Raw genomic sequence first — 26,257 nt, 5'->3', positions numbered from 1 at the left:
TTCGATTCTGCTCCCCGCTACAAAATTTTTACTATTTGCCCCTTGGCGGGGTAGCTCAGATGGTTAGAGCGTTGGATTCATAACCCAAAGGTCGGCAGTTCGATTCTGCTCCCCGCTACTAGAAAAGCCTTTCTTTTACAGAAAGGCTTTTTTTTTATAAAATCTTGTAAATTAGCTTCAAATTCTTGTCGTATTTACAACCAGTATATCCCCAATCTGTTTCCCAAATCTTATAACACATCATGGCAAAACCCGAATTTGATGATATTTACATGGAATTGGCTGTGAATATCGCCAAACGTTCACATTGTATTAAAGCACAAGTAGGTGCTGTGTTAGCAAGAGATACTCGTATTATCTCAATTGGATACAACGGCCCACCATCGGGTACACATAATTGTGATGAAGAATTTCCAGAACATGGATGTGCTCGCGACTCCAAAGGAAGTTGCTCCTTGGCACTCCACGCCGAACAAAATGCCATTCTTTTTGCTGCCAAAAATGGGTCTCAAGTAGATGGCGCCACTTTATACGTGACATTATCGCCTTGTATTGCTTGTGCAAGAATAATTTTCTCCATGAAAATCAGCAAGGTGGTATTTCTAGACTCTTATGCACAATATAAGGGATTAGCCGCAGATGAAGGGGTTGATTTTTTGAGAAAATTTGGGGTAGAAGTGATTCAATATGACAAAAATTGACTGTCTCATTTGTTTAAATAAACAAAAAAGTCGCATAGCTCACACTATGCGACTTTTTTGTTATCATCAGTATTAATGATGAACACCACCTTCACCATGAACGTGACCGTGGTCTAATTCAGATTCAGTTGCTTCTCTTACGCTCAAGATAGCTCCACTGAAAAACATTTCTTTATCAGCCAAAGGGTGATTGAAGTCCATTCTAACAAAATCTTCACCAACTTCGATGATTTGGCCCTGAAGACGGTTACCACGATCGTCAGTCATTGGAAGGAAGTTACCAACTTCTAACATTTCCTCAACTAACTCGCCATCTACCTTGAAAATATCTTTTGGTAATTCTACTACCGCTGAAGCATCATACTCACCGTATCCTTCTTCAGCAGGAATTGAGAATTCAAAAGTATCTCCAGCTGAAAGACCAGCAATTTTATCTTCGAAAGCTTCTGGCAAACCACTCATGCCGTGGATAAATACCATTGGGTGCTCCTGCTCTACTGTTTCTACTAACTCACGGTCACCATTTTTGTCTGTCACTGTTAATTGATAAGTCAATGACACAACTTTAGCGTTTGAAATTTGCATTATATCTAAGTGTTTGGTACCGATGCGAATATATACTAAAACAAGCTATTGCTATCATCGGCAAGAGTTATAACTTGTTTGAAAGAATCTGGATGAGTCTTCGTTTATTTTACAAACGTAATCTTTTTTCCTTAACTTTATAAGGTATCAACATCAAAATTCTGTAAAAAGTTGAATTACTTATCACATATATATTTATCTGGGGATAATGAAGACATTATTCTTGGAAATTTCTTAGGTGATTATGTGAAAGGTCACCTAAACAAACTGCATGATTCGTCCTACAATAAGGACATTATCTTGGGTATTGCCCTTCACCGTCAAATTGATTCATTCACAGATCAACATCCCATCGTAAAACAAAGCATTAGCAGAATCAGACATCGGTATCATAAATTTTCGGGTATTGTAATTGATATGTTTTACGATCATATTTTGCCAAAAACTTCCATCAATTCTCTGCTATCGAATTAGGAGATTTTAGTGCCAATTTTTACCAAATACTTCAAAAACGCGAGGATGAACTTCCTGCAGCACTCGATCGAATGATTATTTCCATGACCTCCAGGGATTGGTTGACTAACTATGCCAATTTGGAGGGTTTAAAATGGTCATTAAAAGGCATTTCTTCTCGCTTAAAATATGAATCGGGCATCGAGAATGCCACAGAAATATTAACTTCTCAGTATCAAGAGTTTGAAGAGGATTTTTTTCAGTTTTTTCCAGAAATACAATACCATTGTCAAAAATTTATCGAAAATCCCATTTTCTAAAATCTCTGGAAAATTAATTTGTTCACCAAGCTACCTAATAGAAATCAAACACTTGATGTTGTATCTTTGTAAAATAAGAGTCCAAGCCCCAGAATAGTATGCCGAAATTATTTGCAGAGGTATTTAAAGAAGTAAAGAAAAAACACTTTCAACCTATTTATTTACTCCACGGTGACGAACCGTATTTTATTGATAAAGTAGTAGACTTCATCGAAGAAAATGCCCTATCGGCTTCTGATAAGGGTTTCAATCAGTATATTATCTACGGCAAAGACCATACTGTACCAAGTATTATGTCCTATGCCAAGCGATTTCCAATGATGTCTGAAAAGCAGGTGGTCATTGTGAAAGAAGCGCAGAGCATTCAAGGAATTGAGCAAAAGGATATGCAAGCTGTACTTGAAGGCTACGCCAAAAACCCATTGGCGTCAACTATTTTAGTACTGGCGAGCAAAGATTCAGTTGACGAACGAAAGGCTTGGGTCAAAGCAATAGATCAATCGGGTACGGTTATGACCTCTAAAAAGATGTATGACAACAAAATCCCAGACTGGGTAATTGAACATTGTCATGAATCTGGCGTGAAAATTAGTCCCAAAGCGGTCCAAATGCTGGTAGAAAATGTTGGGAATGATTTAAAGCGATTGGCTTCAGAAATTGATAAAATTGTTATTAATCTTAAAATAGACGAGGAAATCAATGCTGCGGTAGTAGAACGCTTTGTAGGAATTAGTAAGGAATATAACTATTTTGAATTTCAAAAAGCGCTTATTCAAAGAGATGTACTAAAAGCAAATCAAATTGTGCAGTTTTTCGCATCCAATCCGAAAGACAATCCATTGCCTCCAATGATTCTATTGATGTATAATTTCTTCAGTAAGGTATTGCTTGCACATACGCATTCGGACAAGACTGATAAGGGATTGGCAAGCTTCTTAGGGATTAATCCATTCTTTGCCAAAGACTACGTTCAAACCATCAGGAATTACAATTTACCTAAAGTCATACAAATTATTCACGACATCAAACAAATAGAGCTACAGGCGAAAGGAATAGAGTCTAGCACAAGCTCAGATGGCGATAAATTAAAAGAACTAACGTTTCGTATTTTGCATTAAAGTCTTCACTGAGAGCCGCTCTAAATCGGCTCTCATTTTGTTATAAAGGAATATATTTCTGCAAAAATGCTTCTTAGCATAAAAAACTCTATCTCTGATAGTAGTAGTTGGCAAGAAAGGAGCTGGCATATCATCAAGATAACCTATCGATGGCGAACACATATTAATGAGGGAGCGGTCCTCTAGGTTATTGGCAAATACCAACCAGCGTTTACCAATTTTAGGTATTTTACCACAGCCATCCGCCTCACTATTGAGTCTCAACTTCCAGCTTCTCCCCTTGTACCATCTCAAAATATTTAAAGTATAGTTCCAAGGATAATCACCATTTGAACTCTCACAAACGGCTTCAAATACATATTTATATTGAGGAAAGGCCACTTTGGCATCCATTACGGGTGGTGGACATTCGCAGGCTTTGTTTCAAAAAGTCTTGAGAAATAGCATACAATTACAAGGCAGTAGAATTTCTTCATAATCGTTTATTTTTTGAATCATTTATAAAGATTATAAAAAATAGTGTAGAAAAATATAAAAGCTGTAAAACAAAAAAAGGTTCAGAGTAATCTCTGAACCTTTTGGTGATCCCGCTGGGACTCGAACCCAGGACCCATACATTAAAAGTGTATTGCTCTACCAACTGAGCTACGGAATCGTGTGATTTGGCACGTAGCCTCTTCACTATATATAAAAGTGCCTCACTCTGGAGGCGAAGGGAAGATTTGTCACTGACAATCTTCGTGATCCCGCTGGGACTCGAACCCAGGACCCATACATTAAAAGTGTATTGCTCTACCAACTGAGCTACGGAATCGGTACTTATTTTCTACGATTTACATCGCAAAAACCAAGTCAAAAAATTTATTTTAAAACGTCTATCGTGCTAGACATCTCGGTGATCCCGCTGGGACTCGAACCCAGGACCCATACATTAAAAGTGTATTGCTCTACCAACTGAGCTACGGAATCGTTGCATATAAGAAGCGTTTTCAGTATTTTTGTTGTTCTGTTTCGTTTTCCTTAATTGCGGTGCAAAACTACTACTTCTAGAAACATAATGCAAGCCATCCATCTAAAAAAAGTTATATTTTTTTATTTTTCTTCGTTACGATTCCGCAACTTTCTAGGTGTCTGGACAATACAGCTTCACTAAAAAATGCAGATTCTTTATACAAAATTCAAAATTATGGTGCCGCTGAGCGGATTTTTGAGCGAGAATTGACAAAATTGGAACATCCGTCACACATTATTTTTTTAAAGCTTGCCAAAATAAATGAACAAAAAGGTGACTATTTGAGGACACTTTATTACCTCAACAAGTCTTTTGAGACAAGTCCCGACGATAAAATTCTCTCAAAACTCTACACAATTGCTCAAGATCATCAATTAAAAGGGTACGAATTAAATGATTTTAATTTCTTAATATTGGTTTACAAAACCTATTCTGGCTTTTTGGTAGCACTGATGCTGTTGATAGGATTATATGTTTTTGTAGTTTTGATCGGAAAAAAATATAGAAATGAATATATCCCAAGTTCACAAAAAGTTATTTTAGGAATTTACTTGATTGGCGTTTGGACATTATTGAATCTTCCTGATAAGTATCATCAAGGGATTATTAATGCCGATCATGTAATTTTGAGAAAAAGCCCTTCAGCTGGTGCACCCGTTGAATATGTCATCAATAAAGGGCATCGACTTAATATTATTGGAGGGAGCGATATTTGGAAAAGAGTATTTTGGGAAGACCAACTCCTGTATGTCAAACAAACGGACCTCTGGCAGGTGGAATAGGTAATGAGTGAATGGTGAGTTAGTGAATGAGTGATTATCTTAAAATGTTTAATAAACAAATCACTCATTCTCTAAATTTTAACTAGAACAATTCTATTTTTTTTCTTCAAAGGAGAATCCTTCTCTTTCGCAAGTGTATTAAAAGTAAGCTTATCTGTCAATGAAGGTAAAAACTTGTTGAGAAATACCGTAAGCTTACCCTGAGTGGTTAAAATGAGTTCTCGCTTACGATTCTTCACTGCTTTGAGAATTTGAGCCGCTACTTCCTCCGCAGACATCATATTTCCTTCATCTCGCATTGTTTCTCCCTTGGTTTGACCATTTCCTCCCAAAGAGGCTACACGGATATTAGAGGCGGTAAAACCAGGGCAAGCAGTCAACACATGTACGTCTTCATAAAGCAACTCCGTACGTAGTGCCTCCAAAAAGCCATTCATGGCGAATTTTGAAGCTGAATAGCCAATTCTAACTGGTAGTCCACGGTATCCTGCAATTGAAGAGATTCCTACAATTGAACCCTTGGCTTTTTTGATATAAGGCAAAGCGTATTTAGTGGCATAAACCATCCCATAGAAATTTATGTCCATGACCTTTTTGATAACGTCCACATCGCAATCTTCAAACATGGAGCGCATAGAAATGCCCGCGTTATTGATGAGGATGTCTATTCTGCCATATTTGGCGACAGTTTGTTCCACCACCTTTATATTATCCTCCTCAAGGCTGACATCTGAGACAATAGCAAGGTTATCTATCCCTACTTGACTAAGCTCTTTGCTAGTTTCCTCCAAAGGAGCCTGTTTACGTCCAGTGATTACAACTTTTGCACCTTCATGACCAAAGGCAAAAGCCATGGCTTTACCAATACCCGACGATGCCCCAGTAATAATGACTACTTTATCTTTCATAATACTATATCTATACTTGTGTTTAAGATTTTCAAAATTAGGGATTAATTAGCAAAATACATTTTTTAGTTTAGTTGTAGTCCAAAGATTTCGATTTATGTGGCGCTTTTTTGTAATTTTGCAACCTTATGAGAAAAAAGCACAAAGAAAATATCATTTTTGAAAATGTCTTGGTAGAAGATTTTGCAGCCGAGGCAAAATGCATCAGCCGTGTCGAAGATAAAGTTATCTTTATAGACGGCCCTGTGGCTCCTGGCGATTATGCGGATTTACGCATTACGAAATCTAAAAAAAGCTATTACGAAGCGACAGCTCTAAATATAAAACCAAGTTCCCCTTACAGAACACAAACTGTTTGTGATCATTTTGGAACGTGTGGAGGCTGCAAATGGCAACATATTGATTATGCAACCCAATTGTCATTTAAAACCAAACAAGTGACTGATGCCTTGGAAAGAATCGCTAAAGTGGATCTTCCTAGCATCAATCCAATCTTAGGTTCTGGAGAAACATTCTATTATAGAAATAAATTAGAATATACTTTCTCTCAAAACCGTTGGTTGACAGTTGAACAAATCCAGTCTGGCGAAGAGTTTTCTCGTAATGCCTTAGGCTTTCACGTTCCTAAGCGTTATGACAAAATTTTGCATGTAGACCACTGCTATTTACAGCCAGATCCATCAAATCAAATTCGTAATGCTTTGCATGAATTAGCTCAAAAACATCAAATTGACTATTATGAGCAAATCAAGCAAGAAAAAGGAGCCTTACGCAACTTGATTATTCGTACCGCTACGACAGGTGACTTGATGGTCATCGTACAGTTTGCTTATGCCACTGAAGACCAAATTAGCTTGGTGATGGAATTTTTGGATGCTAACTTCCCACAAATTACGTCGTTAAACTACATTATTAATACCAAAGGAAACGATACTTTCTTTGATTTAGAGGTAGTTAACTACAAAGGCTTGCCATACATTGTAGAAGAAATGGAAGGCTTGAAATACAGAGTTGGACCAAAATCCTTTTACCAAACTAACTCAAAACAAGCGTACGAATTATACAAAATTACGCGTGATTATGCTGGTTTAACGGGTTCTGAGTTTGTTTATGACCTTTACACTGGAACTGGTACAATTGCAAACTTTGTAGCAAGACAAGCGAAAAAAGTAATTGGTCTGGAATATGTTGAAATGGCGGTTGAGGATGCGAAGGTAAACTCTCAAATCAATGGCATCGACAATACAGAATTTTATGCAGGTGATATGCGTAAACTATTAGATGATTCATTTATCGATGCCAAGGGACGTCCAGACGTGGTAATTACCGACCCTCCACGTGCAGGTATGGATGAGCCAGTGGTTCAGACACTCTTAAATGCAGAACCACACACGATTGTTTATGTGAGTTGTAATCCAGCCACCCAAGCTCGTGACTTAGCGTTATTAGACCTAAAATATCGTGTTGAAGCTGTTCAGCCAGTGGATATGTTCCCGCAGACGCACCACGTAGAGAACGTTGTGAAATTGGTCAAGAGATAGTAGTTTTATTTAGTGAGTTTTGATTTAGAGAATGAGTGGTTACTTTTTGATCGGAACATATTCCAGATTAGGCTTATTAACCAACTTTTAAAAACATCAAAAAAGGGGTCGAAAACAATTTTCGACCCCTTTTTTGATGTTTTTATTGTCATGATATATTTTAAATACAATCACTCATTCACAAAATCACTCACTCACTAAATATTAAAATGGTACATCCTGATTTGGTGGAGTTGTACCAAAAGATGGCATTTCTCCTCCGCCTGATTGGAAATTATTCATTTTACTTCCTACAGTTCTAGCACCACCTTCAAAGGTTGCCATCGTATCTGGAACAGCGGCAAAAGATTGTAGTGAATCACCACCAGTGAAGCTTGAATAGTCGGTAGCATCCAAATCGCAATATTTGGTGTATTTACCGATAAATCTTAACTGAACCGTATCTAGTGAACCAGCACGGTTTTTAGCGATAATCAACTCACCCATTCCTGCAATGGACTGACCATTCTCATCTTGGGTAATACCATAATATTCTGGACGGTAAATAAACATTACCATATCGGCATCTTGCTCGATTGACCCAGACTCACGTAAATCGGATAATTGAGGTTTTTTATCGCCTCCACGAGTTTCTACCGCACGGCTCAACTGCGAAAGCGCAATAACAGGTACATCCAACTCTTTGGCCAGTTGTTTCAAGGAACGAGAAATTGTGGCAATTTCTTGCTCTCGGTTTCCTCCTCCTTTTCCTCCTGTATCACCCGACATGAGTTGTAAGTAGTCAATCACAATCATTTGAATATCGTGCTGTGCTTTCAAACGACGCGCCTTAGCACGGAGTTCGAGAAGTGACAAAGCTGGCGTATCATCAATGAAAATTGGAGCATTTGTTAAACGACCAATTTTTGCGTGTAATTGAGCCCATTCGTGAGGAGCCAAATTACCTTTTCTTAGCTTTTCAGATTCTAATTCCGCTTCTGATGAAATCAAACGATTGACAAGCTGAACCGAGGACATCTCCAAAGAAAATACGGCTACTGCTTGCCCAAAATCTACTGCTGCATTACGACAAGCCGAAAGAATCAAGGCGGTTTTACCCATACCAGGGCGAGCAGCGATGATAATTAATTCAGTTTTTTGGAAACCAGAAGTAATTCTATCCAAAGCACTAAATCCAGAAGGCACTCCCGTAAGACCATCCTTCTGATTTTTCTTCATTTCTAATTCCAACAAGGCCGCACGCATAATCTGCGACATATCCGAATAGTTTTTACGAATATTAGCCTCTGAAATTCTAAAAAGTTCTTGTTCTACCCTATCCAACAATTGGAATACATCTGTTGTATCTTCATAGGCCATTTTTTGGATTTCAGAAGATACCGTAATCAATTGTCTCTTTAAAGAATGTTCTACAACAATACGAGCGTGAAATTCGATGTTAGCCGCTGAGTTAACTCTTTGCGTTAATTCGGCAAGATAAGATACCCCACCAGCCATTTCTAATTCACCATTTGTACGTAATTGGTTGGTTACTGTAAGCAAATCTATTGGCTCAGACGCAGCAAAAAGCTGAGTAATGGCTCCATATATTCTTTGGTGTGCTTCTTTATAAAATGAGTCAGGTTTCAAAATGTCCACCACTGCGGTAAGAGCATCCTTCTCTATCATCAAAGCCCCAAGCACAGCTTCTTCCAAATCGACAGCTTGAGGTGGGATTTTACCCAAACCTGTATCCAGCCAACGATTGGTCGCAGATATTCGACCTCCAGCAAAATTGGAGGGCTTTTTAAAGGTATTATTTCTGTTTGACTGTTCCATTAATACAATTTTACAAATATTTTCTCATATTACCACAATCCCATTTTGCAAAAAAACCTAAGGGTTTGATTTACAGAGTCAAAAAAAACTTCGAATTAATCTTATAACAAGCGAACACAAACAAGCGTTATTTTTGTTAGATTAGTAACTTATAAGACTAAATCATCGATTAACTTTTATTCATTTTTAGATTTGACAGAAAAAATAATTACACTCGAAGACGTTGAGTTAGTTGGTTTCCTTGGCGTTGAAAACAGCAATATTAAAGTAGTAGCTGAAGCTTTTCCACAAAGTAAACTTATCTCAAGAGGTAACGAAATCACCATCAGAGGATCTATTTCTGACATTGTCAAGATTACCGAAATTATTGAGTCGATGGTTGTGCATTTTCAGAAGTACGGCAAAATTACAACAGAACAAGTAAAAACGTATCTTTCTAGGGATAAGAATAATGAAGAAGAGACACCTGTTATCATAAAAGAGGACGACGATGTCTTGTTGTACGGCACTAAGGGGGTGGTTATTCGCGTGAAATCGCCTAACCAAAAAAAGCTCATAGATGCTGCCGCAGAAAATGATATCGTATTCGCAATTGGTCCTGCTGGTACAGGAAAAACCTATACAGCAGTTGCTCTTGCGGTAAAAGCCCTCAAGAATAAGGAAGTCAAAAAAATTATCATTACGCGTCCAGCGGTCGAGGCAGGTGAAAACTTAGGCTTCTTACCTGGTGATTTAAAAGAAAAAATTGACCCGTATCTACGTCCGATCTATGACGCGCTCGACGATATGATTCAACCGGAAAAGTTGAAGTTTTTTATAGAAAACCGTGTCATTGAGATAGCCCCTTTGGCATACATGCGTGGTCGTACCCTGAACAATGCATTTGTTTTATTGGATGAAGCCCAAAACACAACGCCAATGCAAATGAAAATGTTCTTGACTCGTATGGGTGTTAATTCTAAAGTGATTATCACAGGTGATAAATCACAGATAGACTTACCAACCAAAGTAAAGTCAGGCTTGGTTGAAGCTACCAAAATTTTGCAAGGGATCAAGGGTATTTCTTTTATTGAACTAGATGGTAAAGATGTTGTACGTCACCGCTTGGTAAGAGACATTATTATGGCTTATGATAAGGCTGATGCGGAAAAAGAAGCACAAAAATCTTATTCATCTTTCCAAAAATGAAAAAAAGCATTTTAAGCACATTAGCTGTTATTTTTCATACACCACATTTGCGCAAAGCAAATGTGGTGTTGTATTTCAGGACTCTCTGAATCAAACCATCAACCAGAAATGGTTACAGCAAAAAAGTAATTTTGAATATCAGGTTCAGCAGTATACCAGTGCTCTGAAAGCCTCAAGAACGACAGCATATCAAACCATACGTATTCCTGTAGTGGTTCATGTGATTCATAATACAGCTAGCAAAATCATTGGTGGAACCAACAACATCAATATCAGTGATGAGCAAATTTTGTCTCAAATTCAAACCCTCAACGAAGACTACAGAAAGAAAGAAGGCACAGCAGGCTATAATACTAATCCAGTTGGTGCAGATATGCAAATTGAATTCTTTTTGGCAGACTCTACGGCCACAGGCGAAACAACCAAAGGAATTACAAGACATTATACCACCAAAACTGGCTTTGATATTATCAAGGAGTTAGGTGCGATTACTGCTTTCTCAAAATGGAATCCTTATAAGTATCTGAATATTTATGTTGTAAAGAGTGGAACAACCTCAACTCCCCTCACGATTGGCTATTCGGGTTTTCCGTTTGATGCCTATTTGCCTGGGCTTATTCCAAATACATCAGAAGCAGCCGAGCAACAAATATTCGATGGTGTGGTCATAGATTATCGATATTTTGGCAGATGCTGTGGAACTATTAGTACAACCTACAACATGGGTAGAACAACCACCCATGAAGTTGGGCACTGGCTAGGTTTATTACACCCAACAGGCGATGTTCGCTGTGGTACCGATTATTGTGATGACACGCCAACTATAGAGAGTCTAAATAATGGATTCACTTGTAACAAAATGACCTCTACCTGCGATGGCAATACGGTTACCAATCAAATTGAGAACTACATGGATTATTCGCCTGATGTTTGTATGAGTCTCTTTACAAATGATCAAAAAATAAGAACTAGAGCAGCCTTAGAATTAAGTTATCGCAGAAAGTCACTTGTCAACAACTCGACTGTTGTTTCAGAAAGTAACGCGCTACAGGTGAGCATTGATCCGAATCCAGTGAAAAGTAGTGCCAATATTAAGGTACAATTTAGCGGAACTGAAAATATCACGATTCAACTTATTTCTGAAAATGGCAATACGCTAAATGAATATAATTATCAAAATGTGACTTCTAACTATTTCTTGATGAATACCTCCAGCTATGCAAATGGAATGTATTTTCTGAGAGTAAATACTTCGAAAGAAACCAAGGTAGTTAGAATGTTTGTTTTGAAATAATAAAAGCCTTCCCTGAACACATATCATGGAAGGCTTTTGTATTTTTATTGAAAAATTTCCCAATTAAATAAAACAATGTTTTTTTACATCATGTTATCTACACAAACGGAACGAGTATGGAAAAATCAGAAAAAATCAAACAGGCTTTTATTGAGTATTTTTTAGAAAATGGTACACATCCACCATCGGTTTATGCTTTTACCAAAAAGCTTAAAATGAAGGAAGTAGAATTTTATGAATACTACAATTCATTTGAGCTATTGGAAACTAACATTTGGTTGGACTTTTTCAAAGACACAGTTACCCGCATAGAAAGCGACTCTATCTATTCGGGATACTCAGTAAGAGAGAAGTTATTGGCCTTTTATTACACTTGGATCGAGGTTTTGAAAGAAAACAGAAGCTATGCCTCACAAACATGGCGATTGATTGACAAGCGTAAATTAAAGACCCCTACTTTTTTAACCGACCTCAAAACTTCGTTCAAAGATTTTGCGAGAGATTTAATCATGGAAGGTAAAGAAAGCAAGGAGGTTCAGCCAAGAAAATATTTGGACGAGCGCTACCCAGACGCGCTGTGGCTTCAGCTATTAATGATTTTGGATTTTTGGGTAAAAGACCGTTCAAAAGGATTTGAGCAGACTGATGCCATGATTGAAAAAGCAGTTAATACATCCTTCGACTTGATGGCCAGTTCGGCATTGGATTCGGTGTTAGACTTTGCCAAATTTTTGTATCAAAATCGCTAATGCTAGTTTGACATAAGAACTAGTGCCTTATTATGAAAGAACAAAATTCGATACCTACCTCCAAAGTGGCGCGTGCAACACAGTTTGTAAAAACAGGGGTAAAAATTGGAGGAAATTATCTCAAGCATAATGTCAAAAAAATCATTGACCCTACTACTCCTAAAGAAGAGTTACATCAAGATAATGCAGAAGATATTTATGAATCATTGAGCGAACTTAAAGGTTCTGCACTCAAGGTCACTCAAATGCTGAGTATGGACAAAGGCCTTTTACCAAGAGCGTATCGGGAAAAATTTGCTATGTCTCAATACTCGGCACCTCCACTGTCGGGACCATTGGTGGTTAAAACCTTTAAAAAACATTTCAAAAAGTCTCCGAGCGAGTTGTTCGATACCTTCGAAATGAGCGCATCGAATGCGGCGTCTATCGGTCAGGTTCACAAAGCCGAACTAAATGGAAAACCATTAGCTGTAAAAATACAGTATCCAGGTGTTTCAGAAAGTATTGGTGCTGACCTCAAAATGGTAAAACCCATTGCAGTTGCGATGTTTGGACTTAATGAAAAAGATGTAGACCGATACATGGGCGAAGTGCATGCTCGTTTGTTGGAAGAAACCAACTATGTTTTGGAGTTAGAACGTTCGGTGGAAATTTCGAAAGCGTGTGCTCACATACCGAATGTGTTTTTTCCAAAATACTATCCAGAACTTTCTTGTGACAAAATTCTGACGATGGATTGGCTCGAAGGTCTGCATATGAAGGAGTTTTTAGCGACAAATCCTTCACAAGAAATTAGAAATCAAATTGGGCAAGCCCTTTGGGATTTCTATGATTTCCAAATTCACAACCTACGCCAAGTCCATGCAGATCCACATCCCGGCAATTTCTTGATGCGTGAAGATGGCACTATGGGAATAATTGACTTTGGTTGTATCAAGGTAATTCCAGAATTGTTTTACGATAATTATTTCGCGCTTATTAATTTTGATACGCTGGAAGACGAGGCGAAAATGAATGAAATATTCAAAACCCTCGAATTTATTGTAGCTTCAGACTCAGCAGAAGAATCTTCTTTCTTTTCGAAGTTATTCAAAGAAATGATTTACTTACTGGGTCGTCCGTTTGGAGAAGAAACTTTTGACTTTGCTGATGATAGCTATTTTGAGCAAGTGTATTTATATGCCGAAAAACTTCAGAAACTAGATGAGCTCCGAAATTCGAAAGTAGCTAGAGGTTCTCAACACGGACTGTATATCAACAGAACCTATTTTGGTTTATACTCCCTACTGAACGAACTCCGAGCAGAAGTTAGCATTACCAAACCCGATTGGCTCAAATCTCAAAAGCTCAAAGGAGAGTTTGCATAAAAAAAATAGCGTTGATTTCTCAACGCTATTTTTTTGTCTTTGATTAGAACGGTAAATCTTCATCCTCACTAAATGAAGGTAAATCCACCGATGAAGCTTGTGGCGCAGCAGGACGCTGTGCTGGCGCTTGATACGTATTTGATGCTGGAGCAGCAGCCGATGATTCAGATGCCAAATCAATACGATAAGCTCTTAAGTCTGTATACCAACGATCGTTGTATTCTCTTGATTCTACACTGAAGGTCACCTTAAGTTTGTCACCTAAAGCAAATTGTTTCAAATCAGCTGTACGGTCTCCCCAAGCCGAGAAGCACGCTTTTTTAGGATATTGCTCTTGTGTTTCAACAACAAACTCTTGTTTTACCCACTGACCGTTTTTACCACTTCCTGTTTGTTCAGGTTGTACTTTGATCAAAGTACCTTCTAATTCTAATGCCATCAAAAAAAAGTTTAAAAATAATATGCTAATTTAATTTCTGATTTTCAAATACTTAAAAAAATCCTACATTTTTTATTTAAAAAAAGTGATTAGTACTATTTTGCTTTGTCAATTTATCTCTCTACTTTTGCATCATCAAAGTACAAGGCGATGTGGTGGAATTGGTAGACACGCTACTTTGAGGTGGTAGTGCGGGTAACCGTATGGGAGTTCGAGTCTCCCCATCGTCACAAGCGTTCTGAGAAATCAGGACGCTTTTTTTATGGCGAAAGTACAAAAAAACCTCTCAAGTTTGAGAGGCTAAATCAACATCCATTCTGTTATTTTACTTTACTCTTTTTGACGTCTGCTTTTTGGTAATTTTCTTTTAATCTTCTAAACTTCTCTTTTTGGTCTTCTATCTTCGTATAGTATTCTATATGTTGTTGTTTCCAACTGAAAATGGTAGATATTGGAATACCTTTTTCACGTGCAATGGCATTCATACTTTTGCCTGAGAGCATTTCGTTTAGAATTTCAAAAATTAGCTCGTTTGAATACTTCATTCTCATCTTTCTTTAGTGGATTGTAATTGACAAACAAATATCTTTGGTTAGTAAATTATAACTCATAACCCAAAAGATTTTTATATGACAATTCAGACAGAATACAAGTATCACGACGTCGAAATAGAAAAAGGCACCCACAAGTGAGTACCTTTTTCTATTTTATCATTTTTTTAATTCCCCTTCAGTCTTGGCTTTATAATACATCTCTTTCAGGCGTTTGAATTTTGCCTTAGTTTGCTCCTCTCTGCCTTGTGGTTCCTCCGCAATCTGTTGCTTCAAGACATTGATATATGATGATGAATTACGAAGTTTCTCAGCCAACTCAGTAAAATTATATTGATCATACGCTGAGCTTGACTCATTTTCATCTTGTTCGGGTTCGTAAAAATTTTCTATCGACATTGGTTTAGGCTTAACGATTATTGTCTTAGTTATTTAAAGGTATTTTATGCGCTTGAATGCTTGACTTTCTATTAGCCGAATTATTAAAATCAGCAATATATTTAAAAAGTGATTGAAAAATCATTAATTCAGGAATACATTGCTGAAATATAATATATTTCAAAAGTAAAAGCAATAAGAAATGTCAAATGTCACTTCTTATGTTTTGGTAATCCTTTATACACGATCAATCTTACTTTTGATATAAAAGTGCTTTGTCAACTTCTTTTATGACTTGTTCAAAATGCTCCGTATTATTTACATAATCCAAATCATTGACATCTATTACTAAGAGCTTTCCTTCGGTGTACCCATTGACAAACTCCTCATAATGATTGTTCAAATCAGCAAGATATTGATGAGAGATGTTTGCCTCAAAATCACGACCGCGCTTTTCTATTTGGCGAACCAGTTTAGGCAAATCAGCTTTCAGATAAATTGTCAAATCTGGAGCTTTTACAGTTTGCATCATCAAATCAAAAATCCCGCGATACGTTGCGTAATCATTTTCGCTCATAATACCTGTTTTGTAAAGGTTCATAGCAAAAATAAAAGCATCTTCATATATGGTACGATCCTGAATAATACGACGATTTGAACGCTGGATTTGCATTACTTGCTCGTAACGACTTTTCAAAAAATACATTTGTAAATGAAATGCCCAACGAGGCATATCTGAATAAAATTCTGCTAAATAAGGATTTCCCTCAACCGCTTCGAAAAGCACTTCCCAACCAAAATGATCTGCTAATTTGCTGGCTAAAGTGGTTTTTCCCGCGCCAATATTTCCTGTAACTGCTATATGCATAAAATGAAGATGATGATGAGATATGTATTTGCTTGAGAAGTCTATTTAGCTCAAGACAAATAACATTTTTCTTTAAAACGTTGCAAAGGTCTATTTTTTTACCTCAAAATCCAAACCTAAGACCTCTAGCAGGATTCAATCATTTTGTGACATTCACATAACTTAATTATCTTTGTAACTTAAATCAATTTTTAATCTGTAACTCATGTTGAAGATGAAGCCATACAGAGTGCTTTTATATTACAACTATACTCCAATTCCCAATCCTGAGGAATATAGAGAAATTCATCACTTATATTGTATCGAAAACAACCTTTTAGGTCGTATCATTGTAGCGGCTGAAGGGCTGAACGGAACAGTTTCTGGTTTATCAGAAGATTGTGAAAAATATATGCAATGGTTGCAAAACGATCCAATTTTTGCAGGAAGTGACTTTGATTTCAAAGTAGAAGAACACGATACTCATGCTTTTGCAAAATTGCACGTACGTGTCAAAGAAGAAATCGTTAATTCTGATTTGCCAGTTAATCCTCGTGTGCGCACAGGAAAACACCTCGAGCCAGCTGATTTTAAAGAGTTATTGAAAAATGACCCAGATGTTGTCTTGGTAGATATGCGCTCTAATTACGAACATTCGGTAGGGAAATTTAAAGGTGCAATCACCTTCGACATGGAAACCTTGCGCGAGTTGCCAGACCATGTTCATGAAATTGAGCATTTGAAGGATAAGAAAATCATTACTTACTGTACTGGTGGCATCAAATGCGAAAAGGCCTCTGCTTATTTGATTGAAAAAGGGTTTGAGAATGTGTACCAGTTACATGGTGGTATTATCAAATATGGTTTGGAAGAAGGTGGAGAAGATTTTGAAGGCAAATGCTATGTATTTGACAACCGTGTTACTACTTCAGTAAATACAGTGAATCCAGAGGTTATTTCAAAATGCCATATTTGCGAAACAATTAGCGACCATATGGTAAACTGTGCCAATCCAGAATGTAATGAGCATGTACCTATTTGTCCAAGTTGTTTAGAAAAAATGGAAGGTGCTTGTTCTGAAGAATGTAAAAATCACCCTCGCAAACGTCCATACAATCCTTCTGGTTATTACAGCAAACAGTCTCACAACTATTCACCAGAATTTGGATTCAAAAGTCGTCAAAAAACAAACGTAGATTATTCAAGCTTCCAACTTAGTGCAGAATAATTAACATTTGATACAAAATAAAAAACCTCTCATTTCGGTGGGAGGTTTTTTATTTTTAACTTAGGAAATACGAAAATCAACAATCTTGAAAAAATAACCTATGAACTCGATTTCTGAAACAGACTTAATCATCAATCCTGATGGAAGCATTTATCATTTGAACTTACGCCCAGAAGATATTGCCAATACCATTATTACCGTAGGCGACCCCGACCGTGTAGAGGTGGTTTCTAAATATTTTGACAAAATAGACAAAAAGGTCTCGAAACGTGAGTTTGTTACGCATACAGGATATATCAGTAACACCCGACTGTCTGTTATTTCGAGCGGAATTGGTACCGACAATGTCGAAATCTTGATGAATGAACTCGATGCTCTTGTCAATGTTGACTTACCCACTCGAACCATCAAACAAGAACATACTAGCCTCAATATCATAAGAATAGGCACTTCTGGAAGTTTGCAAGAAAGTATTCCTGTAGATAGCTATGTTGTTTCGAAACGAGGCATTGGATTTGATGCTTTGGGTCATTTTTATCCAACTCCGACCTCCTCCTTTTCAGAGGCAATTCAATCACAAATGAACTTGGGTTTTCTATCATACACATCGTTTGGTTCCGAGAAACTTTATGATTTGCTATTTGATGAAAAGAATCCCTTGTATTTTGAAGGCAACACAGTGACATGTCCAGGGTTTTATGCACCGCAAGGTAGGATTTTGAGATATACTCCTAAACAAGAAAATTTGCTTCAAAAATTTAATCAATTTTCCTTTCATGGAAGCGTGTTGACAAATTTGGAGATGGAAACTGCTGGATATTATTTATTTGGAGAATTATTGGGACACGAGGTACTGTCCATGAGTGCAATTGTGGCCTCAAGAATGACTCATCAATTTTCGAAAAATCCAGAAAAACATACCGAAAGTTTGATTCAACAAGTGCTTGAGAAAATCACTGGGCTATAAACTTTTAGTGAATTGAGATTGAGTGAATGAGTGATTAATTGTAGAGACGTCATGTTTGCGTCTAAAGTAGTAAAATACCTATTAAAATAATCACTCATGCACACAATCGCTAAATTAAGAATGATTCGTATTTTCTAATTTCCAGCTTTTTTAGCCTTCCATTCTTCTTTGAGGGCTTTTCGTTCTTCTGGACTTAAGCTTCTCCATTTTTCTAAAAGCTCTCTTCTCTTACCTTTCAATGCTGCTTTTTCCTCTGGAGACAATGAATCTACCCTTGCTTTGTGAGCGGCAGCTTTTTCCTCCAACTTAGCTTTTTGCTCAGGCGTCAAATTAGCTAGTCTTGCCTCGACTCTTCCACGCTTTCTTTCTTTTGTAGCTTCTTGACTGGTTTGAGCTGTTGCGGAAAACACACCAACTAATAGCGATACACTTAAAAAAAGGAATTTCTTCATGATTAACTGAGAATTAAAGGTTTGAAAATTTTCCTTTTGATTATATTGTACACACAATAGTTTAATCTTTATCTCCTAAAAATCAATCCTAAACTTCCAACTGCATCACGTAGTCATTCATCCAAAAGTCATTTCCGATATTAATATCCTCCTCTTTGATGATTGTAAAACCTTGTTTCTGATAAAATCCTATTGCTTTATTGTTACGGTTTACATTTAGATTTATGTATCTTAATCCTTGTTCATAGGCATATTTCGCCACTTCCAGAATCAGCAACTTTCCAATTCCTTTACCTTGCGCAGCAGGTAACAAGTAAAGTTTATGGAGCTTCATCATTTGATGATCTTTTGGCTCAAAACCAGCAAATCCGAGTGGGGTATCACCTTCATAGGCAACAATAAAAGTGTTTGTTTCAAACTGACGAGTCAACGACTCTGAAGAATACATCATATCCAACATAAAAAGCGTCTGCTCTTCTGTAAGAATATCCCCGTAGGTTGGTCGCCAAGTTTGTTCGGCAATAGATTGTATCAGAGGAATATCCTCAATCGTGGCAATTTTTAAATTAATCGAGTTTTGCATCCTTTAAAGAAAAGTATTCAGGGTGTTTTGGAGTAATATTTTTATAAAATGATTGAATTTTTGGTAAATCCTCCTCATAGTTGCCCGAAGGCTGAAATACGCCTAAAAAGCCTGCTTCTTTTTTCCCAAAATCTAAAAAACCAAGCACAATTGGCACACCAGCATTCTTGGCAATATGATAAAAACCAGATTTCCATTCGCTCGTGTATGAGCGCGTTCCTTCAGCAGGAACAAGTAATTGCATTTCAGGAGCATTTACTAACAAATCTGACATCATCTGCACCAAATTATTTTTTTGGGAGCGATTCACAGGGATGCCTCCCAAGCCACGAATGATAATACCCAAAGGGAATTTAAAAAGAGAGTCCTTTGCCAAATAGCGAATCTTGCATCCCATGGCATAAAGAGTGGCCATAGCGTACGGATAATCCCAATTTGAAGTATGTGGCACGGCAATAATTACCGCTTTGGGATATTTATTGATTCCTAAGGGAGTCTTATCTACAATCTTCCAGCCACTTAGCTGTAAAATCAGTTTACCAATAATTTTCAACATGGTATAATTGAGGTCAAAACTAATTTTAATCTCTAAAAGCCTATTATCTTTGAGCCAAAATATATGAACTGACCAAGAATGAGCTTCTGAGGAGATAAAAATTTGAGGTTGTTTTCGTTCATTGTCATTCAAATGTAATCAATTTTCCTGTGGGAGAAAACGTTATTCGTGATTAGGAGATCGAAATCACCAATAAGTGCAAACTAAAACAATCCCTAAAATCAACTTTGCAATGCAAAAGCCATTAATTCTTATTTCAAACGACGACTCAATCGCCTCCAAAGGTATCAAAACACTCGCAGCTATCATGTCACAATTGGGCGAAGTTGTCGTGGTTGCGCCAGACTCTCACCAATCAGGTATGGGACATGCTATAACCCTTGACCGTCCATTGCGCGTGAGCGAAGTGCACAATTTTTTACCAGGTGTAAAAGCATATCAGTGTAGCGGTACTCCAGCGGATTGTGTAAAATTTGGAAAACATTATGTTCTTAAAGGTCGTAAAATTGATTTGGTGGTAAGTGGTATAAATCATGGTTCCAACTCATCAATTGCGGTAATATATAGTGGAACGATGTCAGCCGCCATCGAAGCAGCAATTGAGGGTATTCCTGCAATTGGCTTTTCGTTATGTGAATTTGGAGCAGACATTGAATTTGGTCATGGCGAGCCTTACATCAAGCAAATTGCTCAAACTATTTTAGATAACGGTCTTCCTCACGGCGTAGCATTAAATGTAAATATTCCAGCAAAAAAAGAAGAAGCGATCAAAGGAATCAAAATATGTCGTCAAACAGATGCACTTTTCCGCGAATCATTCGAAGAAAGAAAAGATCCATACGGAAGAGCTTATTATTGGATGGATGGTTATCTACAAAATGATGATAAAGGTGGAAATACTGATGAAGACGCATTAAAAGAAAATTATATTGCCATTGTTCCAGTGAAATTCGATTTGACTGATTATAAAGCAATTGACATTTTAAAATCTCTTAAATTGGGAGAGTAAATGCTAAAACTCAGTTAAGAATTTAACATTTACATTATTTTAACCTCAAAATTTAACAATAACTTTGAAAATCATTTTTCATCATTCAGAGATTAAGTAGCAAGGTTGCTCTATCATTCAGCATCAAAATCGTAAGGTTCTTTTTCTCTTTCAAAATTTTAATCATCATATGGCAATAGTCGGTAATCTACTTAAGAAAGGAATTGGTTTAACAACTGTGATTCAGCGTAAAAAAACGAATCATGCCAAACTACAGAAAAAGACACTGATTAAATTGTTGAATAAAGCCCGTTTTACGCAATTTGGTGACAAATATAATTTTGAAGATATCATGAATGCGGCTTTGTTCTCAGACGACAAAGAGTATTATACCAAATTCAAAAATCAAGTACCTGTTTATGATTACAATAAAATGTATAGTGAATGGTGGTACAAAGCGCATGCAGGCGAGAAAAATGTAGCTTGGCCAGGGCGAGTAAAATATTTTGCCTTGAGTTCGGGTACTTCTGAAGCTGCCTCTAAGCATATTCCTGTGACCAAGGATATGGTAAAGGCTATTCACAGAACATCTATTCGTCAGATTTTGTCGTTGGGTTCCTATAAAAACTTGCCTCCTCAGCTATACGAAAAGGGCTATTTGATGCTCGGTGGTAGTACTGAACTTCAACAGATGGGCTCGCATTATGAAGGTGATTTAAGTGGTATTACAGCTGGAAAAATTCCTTTTTGGTTTGAAAGATTTTATAAGCCTGGTAAAAAAATAGCCGCCACACGGGACTGGAGCGAGAAACTTGATAAAATTACCAAGCAAGCCAAAAACTGGGATATTGGCTTTATCGTCGGTGTTCCTGCATGGATTCAGTTATTGATGGAAAAAATCATCAAGGAATATGGTGTCAACAATATCCATGATATTTGGCCAAACTTAGAGATATTCTGTCACGGCGGTGTGAGCTTTGAGCCTTACAAGCAAGGTTTTGAAAAATTACTTGGTCGTCCGATTACCTATATAGAAACCTATCTAGCTTCAGAAGGCTTTCTGGCATATCAAACGCACCCGAACAGCGATATGCGTTTGGTGCTTAATAATGGTATTTTCTTCGAATTTGTACCTTTCAACGAGAACAACTTTGATGCTGATGGCACCATGGTAGATCGTCCAGAAACCTTGATGATTGATGAGGTAGAAGAAGGTAAAGAATATGCTTTGCTCATTTCAACAGTATCTGGAACTTGGAGATATTTGATTGGCGATACCATCAAGTTTACTAATAAGAAAAATGCAGAAATTGTCATTACGGGTCGTACCAAGCACTTTTTAAGTCTTTGCGGCGAACACCTTTCTGTTGACAACATGAATAAAGCCATAGAATTGGCATCCAAACATTTCAATATTGATATTCGTGAGTTTACGGTAGTAGGGAAAAAAGTTGAAACTACTTTTGCGCACCATTGGTATGTTGGCACTGATGACAAAATAGAGTCAGAAGCACTAGCACAGTTTATTGACAAAACACTTTGTGAAATCAACGATGACTATCCTGTAGAAAGAAAGCATGCACTTCGTGAAATGAAAGTTCGTGTTCTACCTGCCAAAACTTTCTATGATTTTATGGCGTCGAAAGGAAAAACAGGTGGTCAAAATAAATTCCCAAGGGTAATTAAGAAAAAAGAGCAAATTGATGATTGGGAAAATTTCTTGCCGAAATAAATATAAAAGTTGAGTGAATTCTTTCATTCCTCTTTAAGCATGAAAAAAGGCGATCGAAATTAGATTTTCGGTCGCCTTTTTTCATGAATTGCTATTTTACCTTAATATTCCGCTCTGCTTGAAGGATATGTCTTTCTTGATGGATTATTAAAAAATAAAGTGCATCAGCTAATCTTAATGTCAAAAATTTCGCAATTGAGATAGGAATCGTAATCTGATTGAGTTGATAATTTCTGGCAACCTTAAGGATTTCCAGTAAATTCTTTTGATGTGATATAAAAGTATCTAGCACTTCAAAAGCTGGAAGCTTAGAAGAAGGGATATAGCCTTTCATTGCCTTAAACTTGCTTTTTCCTGTATCTGGATGCATACTTTTAATCGCCAATTTTCCCAACCAAGTAGATTTTATCGGGTGGTTTTGGGAAAATTGCCCCTGAGACAACATTCTTTCTCGAAAATTTTGCAAATAATAATTACTGTAGGCATTTAGATGTGACAAACATTGCGCAACACTCCAACCTCCTGTCTCACTAGGCTGTAATAGCGTTTTTGCATCTATGGACTGTCGCCACTCGACGGTTTTATCTAATTGTTTTTCTGCTAGTTGAGTCAAAAAGTCGAGCAATTCCTCCTTTGTATCAAAATAAGTTAGTGCCATAATTAAAAATATTGATTTCGGAACAAAGGTAAAAGCGTCAACCTTGAATAATCTTGGTATTTTCTAAGATTTACAATTTTACAGAATTTAGCAGCTTGCTGAAATTGGTAGCATCGATACCGATATAATTAGCCAAATATTTATGGGGTACAAGTTGGAGAATATGCGGGCTTCGAATTAGCAAAATTCGAAATTTTTCTTCTGCTGAATAACATTGTATTTCAACCAATCTTTCGAGCAACCCACTGAAAGCGAATAGTAGACCTTCAAATAATAATTGATTAATGGCAGGATAGATTTTGCCTAAATCCCGCACGTCCTTGATATTGGCACGAAGTAAAGTAGATTTTGTCAGAGTCTCGTACGTGTATTTGGTCTTTCGACCTGCCAGCATGGAATCCAATACGCCTCCAAAGTTACCTTGATAGGTAAAAAGAATAGTAGCTTCGTGTCCTATATCATCCTGAAAAACAATACGTTGAACTCCCTCTAACACAAAATATAAATATTTTTCGGTAGAACCAGCCTCAGTCAAAACCGATTTTCGACTATAACTTATTGGCTTGAATAGGGCATAAAATTGATCTAGCTCTTCAGAATGAAGAATCCCAAAAGCATTTACAGTTCTTTCGAACGAACGATATGATTCCTCTGGATTATCCATGATGAATCGTTTTAAGCATTTTCCCGATTACTTTTCCTTTTTGAAAAAGCAATTCCCTACAATTTTGCAAGGAAATTTCGAGAGATTGTGGTCCCGTCTGAATTGCACTTACATACACCACTTCGGGAATTTCTAGTAACTTATCAAGCTCTTGAATTTGTCCAGCTATTCCAAAAATAGGTTTCTGATATGTTTTAGCATACTTTAAAACTTCAGAAAGCACTTTACCTTGAAAGGATTGGCTATCGATACGCCCCTCACCTGTGATAACAATATCAGCTTCTTCCACGGCCGTTGACAAACCAATCGTTTCGAAAACCCATTGAGCTGCCGAAATGATTTTTCCGCCCAAAAAACAAATACCTCCTGCTCCTATTCCTCCACCCGCGCCAGCACCAGCTATTTCTTGCGTGTCAATGGAAAAGGTATCTTTAAATATCCTATGAATTTGCTCAAGACCATGATTCAATAGTTCGACCTCTTCTGAATTTGCCCCTTTTTGTGGAGCATAAACAAAGGCTGCACCATTCTTTCCAAATAGTGGATTGGTTACGTCTGTCGCAATATAAAATTCTGTGGTGTAAATTCGTATATCTATATCTTGTGTAAGGATGGAAGCGACTTTCCCTACATTTTCCCCTGAAGCTTCTAAACTCTTTCCCTTTTCATCCAAAAATTGGTATCCTAATGCCTTAGCCATACCCATGCCCGCATCGTTGGTAGCACTTCCTCCAACCGTCAAAAAGATCTTTTTTGCTCCTCTATCCAAAGCATGCTTGATAAGTACGCCCGTCCCGAAGGTGGAAGTCTTCATCACATTTCTTTCCTCTGGTCGAAGCAATTCTAATCCCGAAGCCTTTGCCATTTCGATAATGGCTGTTTCTTGTTGAGCTATCCAAAGATAACTTGCCTCGATAGAACGATGAAGGGCATCGAAAGTAGGTACAAACTCATACTTTCCATCCAATGCCAATTGCAAGGCTTCGAGCGTACCTTCTCCCCCATCAGCCAATGGTTTTTGCATTATATGAGCTTCTGGAAATGTATAAAAAATTCCTTCAGAAATAGACTCACAGACTTTCTTGGCAGAAAGAGCATCTTTAAATGAATCACATGCAATGAGGATTTTCATGGTTAAATCATAAACTGTTTATACAAAATAGCCATTGCCGAACCTATAAAAACCAAACCAGCTACCTGATTGATACGCGTAATTATTTTAGGGGTAAGTATTCTTTTCATCTTATTCGCGTAATAAGAAATAAGCGATTCAGCCAGCATAGTGGCCAGCAAACTCAAACAAAAGAAAACTATAATTTGCCCTAAATCGAAATGCTGCGCCCCCTTTAGGTAGGTAGATGTACCAAAGACTGCGATATAATTAGAAGGATTAAGTAGGTTAAGGAAAAGTCCGGAGGTAAAATAATACAGTACTGTACCAAATTTGGTTTTGGGGTATACCAGTTGTGGTTGTTGCTTAAAAATACTAATTAAACCCAACCCCATCAATAAGACCGCTCCACCAACAGACAAATACATATCAAAATTGTCGATTTGAGGCAAAAAAGCGGTTCCAAAAACTGCCAAAAACATTAATATCGCATCTGCGGCTGTTACTCCTAAGGCTATCAACATACCACTTTTGTAGCCATTATCAATACTCGTTTGTATCAATCTAAAAAAGGCTGGTCCAAATGTAAAACATAGAATAAAGCCATACAAAAAACCAAAAAATGCTGCTGTTATCATACTATATATCTTAAAATTTGATTGGAAAAATGTTACTCTACAGTCCCAATCAAAATGTTCTTTCTTATTAAATTCCTTTCAACCTAGCTACTTTCAACAAGGCTGCGATACTCAACGAGTCTGTGATTTCTGAATTCATCACCATTTCAATGGCTTTTGACAAGCTTACTTTTTGTATTTTCAAAATTTCGGTATCGTCTGGTTCTGATTCACCAAAAGTTAGATTTTCTGCCAAATACATATAACCGACCTCGTCAGTCACCGAATTTGAGGTATGAATTCGTCCCAACTCTGTCCAGCTTTCGGCAGAGATACCCGTTTCTTCTTTCAATTCTCGCTTAGCCGAATCAAGACTCTCTACGTCTAAGGCTCCTCCGCCCATCGGAATTTCCCAAGAATACTCTTCTAAAGGATATCGATATTGTCCTACTAGCCAAGTATTTAACTCGCTATCAACAGGAACAATTGCAATTGCTTTGTTTTTAAAATGAGCTACCCCATAAATACCTGGTTCGCCATTAGGTTTAATTACTTCCTCGTGTCTTATGCTTACCCAAGGATTATCGTATACTTGGGTAGAAGAGGTTTTGGTCCAAGGATTTTTTTCTTTTGTCATACCACAAAGGTAG

General features: G+C 37.3%; 30 protein-coding genes and 5 tRNA genes. 16 read left to right on the top strand and 19 right to left on the bottom strand.

What is annotated here, in order from left to right:
• Positions 1-44: 44 nt before the first annotated feature.
• Positions 45-118 (top strand) — tRNA-Met (locus BWI92_RS19955).
• A 124-nt stretch (positions 119-242) separates the two neighbouring features.
• A complete protein-coding gene (locus tag BWI92_RS19950) occupies positions 243-701 on the top strand; it encodes a dCMP deaminase family protein (protein WP_095166091.1) in 459 nt (152 codons plus the stop codon).
• Positions 702-773: 72 nt separating this feature from the next.
• Here the strand turns inward: BWI92_RS19950 and BWI92_RS19945 are convergent, their stop codons facing one another.
• Positions 774-1,286, bottom strand: a complete 513-nt coding sequence (locus BWI92_RS19945; RefSeq protein WP_095166089.1) for a peptidylprolyl isomerase — start codon at positions 1,284-1,286, stop codon at positions 774-776.
• A gap of 171 nt (positions 1,287-1,457) precedes the next feature.
• Between BWI92_RS19945 and BWI92_RS19940 the strand changes: the two genes are divergently transcribed.
• The 3 genes from BWI92_RS19940 (at position 1,458) to holA (ending at position 3,177) form a co-directional block, all read left to right on the top strand.
• Positions 1,458-1,760 carry a hypothetical protein gene (locus BWI92_RS19940; RefSeq protein ID WP_095166087.1) on the top strand — a complete coding sequence of 101 codons (303 nt, stop codon included), beginning with the start codon at positions 1,458-1,460 and terminating at the stop codon, positions 1,758-1,760.
• Positions 1,751-2,059 (top strand): ACP phosphodiesterase, encoded by a 309-nt coding sequence (locus BWI92_RS19935; RefSeq protein WP_095166085.1) that lies wholly within the window; start codon positions 1,751-1,753, stop codon positions 2,057-2,059. Before BWI92_RS19940 ends, BWI92_RS19935 begins: the two co-directional genes overlap by 10 nt.
• Before the next feature lie 98 nt (positions 2,060-2,157).
• Positions 2,158-3,177: a DNA polymerase III subunit delta gene (holA, locus tag BWI92_RS19930; RefSeq protein WP_095166083.1), complete on the top strand. Its 1,020-nt coding sequence runs from the start codon at positions 2,158-2,160 to the stop codon at positions 3,175-3,177.
• On the opposite strand, the gene BWI92_RS19925 is transcribed toward holA, so the two are convergent.
• The 4 genes from BWI92_RS19925 to BWI92_RS19910 form a co-directional block, all read right to left on the bottom strand.
• Positions 3,154-3,570, bottom strand: coding sequence for a hypothetical protein (locus BWI92_RS19925; RefSeq protein ID WP_095166081.1), 417 nt, complete (start codon positions 3,568-3,570; stop codon positions 3,154-3,156). The genes holA and BWI92_RS19925 overlap by 24 nt on opposite strands.
• Before the next feature lie 186 nt (positions 3,571-3,756).
• Positions 3,757-3,832, bottom strand: a tRNA-Lys gene (locus BWI92_RS19920).
• An 86-nt stretch (positions 3,833-3,918) separates the two neighbouring features.
• A tRNA-Lys gene (locus BWI92_RS19915) sits at positions 3,919-3,991 on the bottom strand.
• An 82-nt stretch (positions 3,992-4,073) separates the two neighbouring features.
• A tRNA-Lys gene (locus BWI92_RS19910) sits at positions 4,074-4,146 on the bottom strand.
• Between the two features lie 324 nt (positions 4,147-4,470).
• On the opposite strand from BWI92_RS19910, the gene BWI92_RS19905 reads away from it, so the two are divergent.
• Entirely contained in the window at positions 4,471-4,971 is a 501-nt protein-coding gene (locus BWI92_RS19905; protein ID WP_141234849.1) for an SH3 domain-containing protein, read from the top strand.
• Positions 4,972-5,042: 71 nt separating this feature from the next.
• On the opposite strand, the gene BWI92_RS19900 is transcribed toward BWI92_RS19905, so the two are convergent.
• The gene (locus BWI92_RS19900) at positions 5,043-5,879 is read right to left on the bottom strand and encodes an SDR family oxidoreductase (protein WP_095166077.1); all 837 of its coding nucleotides are present in this window, start codon (positions 5,877-5,879) and stop codon (positions 5,043-5,045) included.
• 128 nt (positions 5,880-6,007) lie between these two features.
• Here BWI92_RS19900 and rlmD point away from each other — a divergent pair, with 128 nt between their 5' ends.
• Positions 6,008-7,420, top strand: a complete 1,413-nt coding sequence (gene rlmD / locus BWI92_RS19895; protein ID WP_095166075.1) for a 23S rRNA (uracil(1939)-C(5))-methyltransferase RlmD — start codon at positions 6,008-6,010, stop codon at positions 7,418-7,420.
• Positions 7,421-7,624: 204 nt separating this feature from the next.
• Here rlmD and dnaB read toward each other — a convergent pair whose 3' ends face one another.
• Positions 7,625-9,238 (bottom strand): replicative DNA helicase, encoded by a 1,614-nt coding sequence (gene dnaB, locus BWI92_RS19890; RefSeq protein ID WP_095166073.1) that lies wholly within the window; start codon positions 9,236-9,238, stop codon positions 7,625-7,627.
• Positions 9,239-9,430: 192 nt separating this feature from the next.
• On the opposite strand from dnaB, the gene BWI92_RS19885 reads away from it, so the two are divergent.
• The 4 genes from BWI92_RS19885 to BWI92_RS19870 all read left to right on the top strand — a co-directional run bounded on the left by BWI92_RS19885 (position 9,431) and on the right by BWI92_RS19870 (position 13,836).
• A complete protein-coding gene (locus tag BWI92_RS19885) occupies positions 9,431-10,426 on the top strand; it encodes a PhoH family protein (RefSeq protein WP_095166071.1) in 996 nt (331 codons plus the stop codon).
• Positions 10,380-11,720 (top strand): M43 family zinc metalloprotease, encoded by a 1,341-nt coding sequence (locus BWI92_RS19880; RefSeq protein ID WP_176464490.1) that lies wholly within the window; start codon positions 10,380-10,382, stop codon positions 11,718-11,720. Before BWI92_RS19885 ends, BWI92_RS19880 begins: the two co-directional genes overlap by 47 nt.
• A gap of 116 nt (positions 11,721-11,836) precedes the next feature.
• Positions 11,837-12,469, top strand: coding sequence for a TetR family transcriptional regulator C-terminal domain-containing protein (locus tag BWI92_RS19875; RefSeq protein WP_095166067.1), 633 nt, complete (start codon positions 11,837-11,839; stop codon positions 12,467-12,469).
• A 32-nt stretch (positions 12,470-12,501) separates the two neighbouring features.
• Positions 12,502-13,836, top strand: a complete 1,335-nt coding sequence (locus tag BWI92_RS19870; RefSeq protein ID WP_095166065.1) for an AarF/ABC1/UbiB kinase family protein — start codon at positions 12,502-12,504, stop codon at positions 13,834-13,836.
• Between the two features lie 43 nt (positions 13,837-13,879).
• Here the strand turns inward: BWI92_RS19870 and BWI92_RS19865 are convergent, their stop codons facing one another.
• Complete coding sequence (locus BWI92_RS19865; RefSeq protein WP_095166063.1) at positions 13,880-14,275, bottom strand: DUF3127 domain-containing protein; 396 nt, start codon at positions 14,273-14,275, stop codon at positions 13,880-13,882.
• A gap of 146 nt (positions 14,276-14,421) precedes the next feature.
• Between BWI92_RS19865 and BWI92_RS19860 the strand changes: the two genes are divergently transcribed.
• A tRNA-Leu gene (locus BWI92_RS19860) sits at positions 14,422-14,505 on the top strand.
• A 90-nt stretch (positions 14,506-14,595) separates the two neighbouring features.
• Here BWI92_RS19860 and BWI92_RS19855 read toward each other — a convergent pair.
• From BWI92_RS19855 to BWI92_RS19845, 3 genes are all read right to left on the bottom strand, one after another.
• Complete coding sequence (locus BWI92_RS19855) at positions 14,596-14,820, bottom strand: transposase (RefSeq protein WP_166577755.1); 225 nt, start codon at positions 14,818-14,820, stop codon at positions 14,596-14,598.
• Between the two features lie 165 nt (positions 14,821-14,985).
• Positions 14,986-15,225 carry a hypothetical protein gene (locus tag BWI92_RS19850; protein ID WP_095166059.1) on the bottom strand — a complete coding sequence of 80 codons (240 nt, stop codon included), beginning with the start codon at positions 15,223-15,225 and terminating at the stop codon, positions 14,986-14,988.
• A 232-nt stretch (positions 15,226-15,457) separates the two neighbouring features.
• Complete coding sequence (locus tag BWI92_RS19845; RefSeq protein ID WP_095166056.1) at positions 15,458-16,072, bottom strand: deoxynucleoside kinase; 615 nt, start codon at positions 16,070-16,072, stop codon at positions 15,458-15,460.
• 214 nt (positions 16,073-16,286) lie between these two features.
• Between BWI92_RS19845 and BWI92_RS19840 the strand changes: the two genes are divergently transcribed.
• Together BWI92_RS19840 and BWI92_RS19835 are read left to right on the top strand one after the other, a co-directional pair.
• Complete coding sequence (locus BWI92_RS19840) at positions 16,287-17,279, top strand: rhodanese-related sulfurtransferase (RefSeq protein ID WP_095166108.1); 993 nt, start codon at positions 16,287-16,289, stop codon at positions 17,277-17,279.
• Positions 17,280-17,379: 100 nt separating this feature from the next.
• Entirely contained in the window at positions 17,380-18,246 is an 867-nt protein-coding gene (locus BWI92_RS19835) for a nucleoside phosphorylase (protein WP_095166054.1), read from the top strand.
• A gap of 134 nt (positions 18,247-18,380) precedes the next feature.
• Here BWI92_RS19835 and BWI92_RS19830 read toward each other — a convergent pair whose 3' ends face one another.
• The 3 genes from BWI92_RS19830 to BWI92_RS19820 all read right to left on the bottom strand — a co-directional run bounded on the left by BWI92_RS19830 (position 18,381) and on the right by BWI92_RS19820 (position 19,837).
• Positions 18,381-18,698 (bottom strand): hypothetical protein, encoded by a 318-nt coding sequence (locus tag BWI92_RS19830; protein WP_095166050.1) that lies wholly within the window; start codon positions 18,696-18,698, stop codon positions 18,381-18,383.
• Between the two features lie 88 nt (positions 18,699-18,786).
• Entirely contained in the window at positions 18,787-19,281 is a 495-nt protein-coding gene (locus BWI92_RS19825) for a GNAT family N-acetyltransferase (protein ID WP_095166048.1), read from the bottom strand.
• On the bottom strand, positions 19,265-19,837 hold the full coding sequence (locus BWI92_RS19820) for a 1-acyl-sn-glycerol-3-phosphate acyltransferase (protein WP_095166106.1): 573 nt from the start codon (positions 19,835-19,837) through the stop codon (positions 19,265-19,267). Before BWI92_RS19820 ends, BWI92_RS19825 begins: the two co-directional genes overlap by 17 nt.
• A gap of 232 nt (positions 19,838-20,069) precedes the next feature.
• On the opposite strand from BWI92_RS19820, the gene surE reads away from it, so the two are divergent.
• Both surE and BWI92_RS19810 read left to right on the top strand, forming a co-directional pair.
• Positions 20,070-20,846, top strand: a complete 777-nt coding sequence (gene surE / locus BWI92_RS19815; protein ID WP_095166046.1) for a 5'/3'-nucleotidase SurE — start codon at positions 20,070-20,072, stop codon at positions 20,844-20,846.
• Positions 20,847-21,015: 169 nt separating this feature from the next.
• Positions 21,016-22,557: a GH3 auxin-responsive promoter family protein gene (locus tag BWI92_RS19810; protein WP_095166044.1), complete on the top strand. Its 1,542-nt coding sequence runs from the start codon at positions 21,016-21,018 to the stop codon at positions 22,555-22,557.
• 91 nt (positions 22,558-22,648) lie between these two features.
• On the opposite strand, the gene BWI92_RS19805 is transcribed toward BWI92_RS19810, so the two are convergent.
• The 5 genes from BWI92_RS19805 to BWI92_RS19785 form a co-directional block, all read right to left on the bottom strand.
• Entirely contained in the window at positions 22,649-23,215 is a 567-nt protein-coding gene (locus tag BWI92_RS19805; protein WP_095166041.1) for a DinB family protein, read from the bottom strand.
• 70 nt (positions 23,216-23,285) lie between these two features.
• A complete protein-coding gene (locus BWI92_RS19800) occupies positions 23,286-23,879 on the bottom strand; it encodes a Crp/Fnr family transcriptional regulator (RefSeq protein ID WP_141234848.1) in 594 nt (197 codons plus the stop codon).
• A complete protein-coding gene (locus tag BWI92_RS19795; protein WP_095166038.1) occupies positions 23,872-25,011 on the bottom strand; it encodes a glycerate kinase in 1,140 nt (379 codons plus the stop codon). Before BWI92_RS19795 ends, BWI92_RS19800 begins: the two co-directional genes overlap by 8 nt.
• A 2-nt stretch (positions 25,012-25,013) precedes the next feature.
• Positions 25,014-25,628, bottom strand: a complete 615-nt coding sequence (locus BWI92_RS19790; protein WP_095166037.1) for a LysE family translocator — start codon at positions 25,626-25,628, stop codon at positions 25,014-25,016.
• Between the two features lie 67 nt (positions 25,629-25,695).
• Positions 25,696-26,244: an NUDIX hydrolase gene (locus BWI92_RS19785; protein WP_095166102.1), complete on the bottom strand. Its 549-nt coding sequence runs from the start codon at positions 26,242-26,244 to the stop codon at positions 25,696-25,698.
• Positions 26,245-26,257 lie beyond the last annotated feature (13 nt).

The sequence above is a fragment of the Flectobacillus sp. BAB-3569 genome (genome assembly GCF_002270355.1).
Lineage (GTDB): Bacteria > Bacteroidota > Bacteroidia > Cytophagales > Spirosomataceae > Flectobacillus > Flectobacillus roseus.
Note: the sequence above shows the minus strand (reverse complement) of the source record. Positions and strands in the feature narration are given on the sequence as shown.

What these genes read in the sequence shown, in the direction of transcription:
- BWI92_RS19925 (WP_095166081.1), bottom strand. Translation starts at nt 3,570, where the DNA reads ATGGATGCCAAAGTGGCCTTTCCTCAATATAAATATGTATTTGAAGCC.
- BWI92_RS19845 (WP_095166056.1), bottom strand. Translation starts at nt 16,072, where the DNA reads ATGCATATAGCAGTTACAGGAAATATTGGCGCGGGAAAAACCACTTTA.
- holA (WP_095166083.1), top strand. Translation starts at nt 2,158, where the DNA reads ATGCCGAAATTATTTGCAGAGGTATTTAAAGAAGTAAAGAAAAAACAC.
- BWI92_RS19805 (WP_095166041.1), bottom strand. Translation starts at nt 23,215, where the DNA reads ATGGCACTAACTTATTTTGATACAAAGGAGGAATTGCTCGACTTTTTG.
- BWI92_RS19800 (WP_141234848.1), bottom strand. Translation starts at nt 23,879, where the DNA reads ATGGATAATCCAGAGGAATCATATCGTTCGTTCGAAAGAACTGTAAAT.
- BWI92_RS19835 (WP_095166054.1), top strand. Translation starts at nt 17,380, where the DNA reads ATGAACTCGATTTCTGAAACAGACTTAATCATCAATCCTGATGGAAGC.
- dnaB (WP_095166073.1), bottom strand. Translation starts at nt 9,238, where the DNA reads ATGGAACAGTCAAACAGAAATAATACCTTTAAAAAGCCCTCCAATTTT.
- BWI92_RS19870 (WP_095166065.1), top strand. Translation starts at nt 12,502, where the DNA reads ATGAAAGAACAAAATTCGATACCTACCTCCAAAGTGGCGCGTGCAACA.
- BWI92_RS19850 (WP_095166059.1), bottom strand. Translation starts at nt 15,225, where the DNA reads ATGTCGATAGAAAATTTTTACGAACCCGAACAAGATGAAAATGAGTCA.
- BWI92_RS19825 (WP_095166048.1), bottom strand. Translation starts at nt 19,281, where the DNA reads ATGCAAAACTCGATTAATTTAAAAATTGCCACGATTGAGGATATTCCT.
- rlmD (WP_095166075.1), top strand. Translation starts at nt 6,008, where the DNA reads ATGAGAAAAAAGCACAAAGAAAATATCATTTTTGAAAATGTCTTGGTA.
- BWI92_RS19950 (WP_095166091.1), top strand. Translation starts at nt 243, where the DNA reads ATGGCAAAACCCGAATTTGATGATATTTACATGGAATTGGCTGTGAAT.
- BWI92_RS19820 (WP_095166106.1), bottom strand. Translation starts at nt 19,837, where the DNA reads ATGTTGAAAATTATTGGTAAACTGATTTTACAGCTAAGTGGCTGGAAG.
- BWI92_RS19945 (WP_095166089.1), bottom strand. Translation starts at nt 1,286, where the DNA reads ATGCAAATTTCAAACGCTAAAGTTGTGTCATTGACTTATCAATTAACA.
- BWI92_RS19865 (WP_095166063.1), bottom strand. Translation starts at nt 14,275, where the DNA reads ATGGCATTAGAATTAGAAGGTACTTTGATCAAAGTACAACCTGAACAA.
- BWI92_RS19810 (WP_095166044.1), top strand. Translation starts at nt 21,016, where the DNA reads ATGGCAATAGTCGGTAATCTACTTAAGAAAGGAATTGGTTTAACAACT.
- BWI92_RS19875 (WP_095166067.1), top strand. Translation starts at nt 11,837, where the DNA reads ATGGAAAAATCAGAAAAAATCAAACAGGCTTTTATTGAGTATTTTTTA.
- BWI92_RS19790 (WP_095166037.1), bottom strand. Translation starts at nt 25,628, where the DNA reads ATGATAACAGCAGCATTTTTTGGTTTTTTGTATGGCTTTATTCTATGT.
- BWI92_RS19785 (WP_095166102.1), bottom strand. Translation starts at nt 26,244, where the DNA reads ATGACAAAAGAAAAAAATCCTTGGACCAAAACCTCTTCTACCCAAGTA.
- BWI92_RS19840 (WP_095166108.1), top strand. Translation starts at nt 16,287, where the DNA reads ATGAAGCCATACAGAGTGCTTTTATATTACAACTATACTCCAATTCCC.
- BWI92_RS19830 (WP_095166050.1), bottom strand. Translation starts at nt 18,698, where the DNA reads ATGAAGAAATTCCTTTTTTTAAGTGTATCGCTATTAGTTGGTGTGTTT.
- BWI92_RS19855 (WP_166577755.1), bottom strand. Translation starts at nt 14,820, where the DNA reads ATGAAGTATTCAAACGAGCTAATTTTTGAAATTCTAAACGAAATGCTC.
- surE (WP_095166046.1), top strand. Translation starts at nt 20,070, where the DNA reads ATGCAAAAGCCATTAATTCTTATTTCAAACGACGACTCAATCGCCTCC.
- BWI92_RS19880 (WP_176464490.1), top strand. Translation starts at nt 10,380, where the DNA reads ATGCGGAAAAAGAAGCACAAAAATCTTATTCATCTTTCCAAAAATGAA.
- BWI92_RS19900 (WP_095166077.1), bottom strand. Translation starts at nt 5,879, where the DNA reads ATGAAAGATAAAGTAGTCATTATTACTGGGGCATCGTCGGGTATTGGT.
- BWI92_RS19795 (WP_095166038.1), bottom strand. Translation starts at nt 25,011, where the DNA reads ATGAAAATCCTCATTGCATGTGATTCATTTAAAGATGCTCTTTCTGCC.